This window comes from Bradyrhizobium lablabi (assembly GCF_001440475.1).
GTDB lineage: Bacteria > Pseudomonadota > Alphaproteobacteria > Rhizobiales > Xanthobacteraceae > Bradyrhizobium > Bradyrhizobium lablabi.
The window spans coordinates 15,249-18,830 of the sequence record NZ_LLYB01000056.1 but is presented as its reverse complement, the minus strand read 5'-3'; the positions used below and the strand labels follow the sequence as shown (position 1 = coordinate 18,830).

Sequence of the window (3,582 nt, the reverse complement as noted above, 5' to 3'; positions counted from 1 at the left end):
ACTGTGCCCGCGCGCATGCGTCAATCAGGCGGTCTTCGTCGTAGGCGTACGGAATTTAGATGGCACCGATAAACGCCGCAGCGTCGGTGTAATTTGATCAACTAAGAACAGGGCCAATGACCGCAAAGTTGGCTGCCGATCTACATCGCTCCGGAACTCTGGTGCTCCGTGCGTCGGCAGCCCAGAAACTAAGCCGTTTGCACGGTTGTGGTATGTTTATGAGAAACGTGACAATCGTGAGCCGAACAAGCTGAGTGTGGAATGGCAGAATCGACATCGGCGCGAGCGGCAAGTCGACCTGGAAGGGAGTGCTTTGGCCATCTCCTCAAAGCGCCTTTGGGCTCCAGCAGATGGTTGGGAATAGGGCTGTAGTTCAAGTTGGAACAAGCAAATGGACCGAACAAAGTATCTTGAATAGTGGACATGGGGCAGTGGTCCAGATCAGACTATCCTCAATAATCGATGCTCGAAATTGCGGCCCACGAGCCTATCGCGCGCGATCACGAGGCACTCGACCGTGCCTGCGTCTTGATCGGCGGCAAGCGGAATAACGCCTTCCTTCTGTATGCTATCAAATAGCAATCCTTCATCGACAAAACAATCAACCGCCTCTCGGAGGGAGTTTAGTCGGACGTTCCGCACGGATGAAATCACGTGAGAATGGGAATAGTCGGATCCTAGCATCCGGTCAGCAATGCTGTGCAGTACCGAGCCCCCGCCCCAGCGACCGTTCGCTTCATTAAAGAGCAGCCTCCCGTCGATCGAAAAAATGGCATCTATGTTGATCATTCCGCGGTATCCCAAGGTCCGCGCAAGCTCCACAAACCGATAGGCGTGCTCGTAAGCGGTCGAGTACTGCTCATTGCTTAGGTCGCTTGGAAGCTCTAGTCCATTCCAGACGAGAGCTCTTTCGGACGGATATTCGCTTCGACGCAGACGTATGTTGCCGCTATTGACGTATGCGATGGAACCATTTTCCTCGATTTCAAACTCAAGATAGAAGAGAGAACGAGCCACGTGGTATGACTCTACGACCACTATTTTACATGAGGCGGTTGTCAGCTCAGACCAAAGTTGATCAGGATCAAACGACGGCCAAAGGACCCGCCGGGTCTCTCTTGCCCCAGGTAGTGGAGCGCTCTCCTTGCCGGTCAATATGACATTTCCGACCCCGCCGGCGCCATTGTCCAACTTTACAATAACGCTGCCGGTTTCAAGCCTTAGCGAGTTGACCGCTCTGAACAGTTCTTCTGAAGTTGTTGCTATGCATCCACTGGGCAACGGAAGCATGGTACTTGTTGCCAGTTGACGGAAGTGGCTCTTGCGGTTCAATAAATCAGGACCCCGCTGCAGAGCGAACTCGTCCCCGTTCTGCACTATGCCGAGCATCGCCGCTAAGCGCGCAACGCCTTCAGTAGCATAGCAAGCATATAGTTTCCAATGTGTTTTGTCACAAATGTGGCGGCGGATCTGTTCAACAATTGTGTTGGACTGTAGAGTGAAATCACTAAGGACACCCATCTCGTGCGCGTTTTCCGGCACGAGCACCAAGACAGTCGATGGGTCGAACCTTAATGTCGCTCCAACATATTGTAGCAGGTCAGTCGGGATCGCTACTGGAGAAACAATTAGGTCGCCCGGTTGCGCAAACCATACCGAGCGCCAAGCCGACTTGGCGGCAAGCGAAAGTTGGAGTGCCGTTAGATCGGCACCGGACATTTGGGCGGTACCGGCATTCATAATTAGGATTCGCGGCATCAACGAGCTCCCTGGCACTTGGCATATTGGACGGAAGCGCAGTCCCGCACTACATGAACGGGCGGCAGCGCATTCATGTAGAACATTTTGATCGAAACGACCTCATTGAGCTTGAGACGGAAGACCGCCTGCAGCAGGCGAATATTGGCAGCGCCCAATCCGCGATACTTATTTGGTGTCTCTTTGCCGAGTTGATCGCGCATCGAGCTCTTTCAGCATATAATGCTGGATCTTGCCGAGCGCCGTTCTCGGCAGTTCTTCCGTGAAAATGATTTCGCGCGGCACTTTGAAACGGGCGAGCTGCAACTGCATGTGCGCGCTCAGCGCTTCCGCTTCAATCCGCGCGCTTGACCTCCTGATCACATACGCCACTGGTACTTCATCCCAGCGCGAATCGGGCCGACCGACGACAGCGCATTCTGCGACATCGGGATGCTCCATAAGCACACGCTCGACTTCCGCCGGGTAAATGTTTTCTCCGCCGGAAATGATCAGATTCTTCTTGCGATCCTGCACCCAGAAGTATCCATCGGCATCGCGGCGGCCGATGTCGCCCGTGTGATACCAGCCATTATGCAGCGCCCCGCCCGTTGCGTCTTGATTGCCCCAATATTCGCAGAAGACATTAGGCCCGCGCACTACGATCTCGCCCAGGGTTCCTGGCGGCTGCTTGTTCCCCGCATCATTGATGATTTCCACTTCGCAGCAAAGGCCGGGCAGGCCAGTCGTACCCTCACGCGAGAGATCACCGCCCAGTCTCGTATAGACAGCAATTGGGCACGTCTCCGTGGAGCCATACACCTGCAACACTGGTACGCTGCGTGCGACAAAGCGTTCGATCAGGTGCCGCGGCACCATGGTTGAGCCTACGGAAATCGCTCTGAGTGAGGTTAGGTCGGTGGTCGACCACTGGGGATGCTCGGTCAGGGCCTGAATAGTGGCAGGCACCAGGACGGTCAGAGTTGGCCGGTCGCGCTCGAACGCAGCGAGCGTCGCCTCTGGCGTAAACCTCGCGTGAATCGTAACGGTCGCGCCGTAATGCAACGCTGGTGTCGTCTGGATATTGAGGCCACCCACGTGGAACAGCGGCAAGACTGTTAAGACATGGTCTGCCGAGGTGAGGCCATGCATGTGCTGACTCATCATCCCATTCCATAGCAAGGCCTCCTGGCTCAGCACAGCCCCTTTCGGCCGCCCGGTGGTGCCCGAGGTATAGACGATCAGAAGCGGACAGGACAGGTCCGTGTGCGGATTGCGACCATCGCCGTGCCCTCGGTCTAGCAGGCCATCCCATCTGCTTCCGCCAAGAGGCGCAAAATCCAAGCCAACGACAAAGATATCCGGTAGTTGATCGGCCAGGGCTGGCAGGAGCGCCTCGAAGGCGTGTTCGACCACCAGCACCTTGGCGTCAGCGTCGGACAGGATGAAGAGCTGCTCAGCGACTGCAAGCCTCCAATTCAATGGCACGAGCATTGCGCCGAGCCGCGCGCAGGCATAGAGCAGCACCAGATGGTCAGGCCGGTTAAGACTAAGGATCGCGACGCGATCGCCTCTCTCGACACCAAGCTGGCTTTTTAGGGCGCTAGCGACCTGTTCGATCTTTTGATTGAAACTCGCGTAACTTAAGGTCTGGCCCTCGAAATGGATCGCGGGCTTGTCGGGAGAGAACGCCGCGTTGCGCTCAATCAGCGTGCAGAGATCAACCATCAGTCTTCCGTTTTCCCTGGCTTGCACCGTATATCCTCCCGAAGCGGCAATGAGAGCTCATCAACGTCCCGGGAGGTATCGATTACCCTTTTATGGTGTTAGATGAGGCGCCTTGCG

At 55.8% G+C, this 3,582-nt stretch carries 3 protein-coding genes; all 3 read right to left on the bottom strand.

Annotated features, from left to right (window positions below):
* Positions 1–441: 441 nt before the first annotated feature.
* The 3 genes from CQ14_RS44570 to CQ14_RS10740 are packed head-to-tail and all read right to left on the bottom strand — an operon-like array spanning position 442 to position 3,465.
* A complete protein-coding gene (locus CQ14_RS44570) occupies positions 442–1,740 on the bottom strand; it encodes a preATP grasp domain-containing protein (RefSeq protein ID WP_245320288.1) in 1,299 nt (432 codons plus the stop codon).
* 17 nt (positions 1,741–1,757) lie between these two features.
* The gene (locus tag CQ14_RS43460) at positions 1,758–1,961 is read right to left on the bottom strand and encodes a hypothetical protein (RefSeq protein WP_156434860.1); all 204 of its coding nucleotides are present in this window, start codon (positions 1,959–1,961) and stop codon (positions 1,758–1,760) included.
* Entirely contained in the window at positions 1,927–3,465 is a 1,539-nt protein-coding gene (locus tag CQ14_RS10740; RefSeq protein WP_057857879.1) for a class I adenylate-forming enzyme family protein, read from the bottom strand. The genes CQ14_RS43460 and CQ14_RS10740 overlap by 35 nt, the downstream gene beginning before the upstream one ends.
* Positions 3,466–3,582 lie beyond the last annotated feature (117 nt).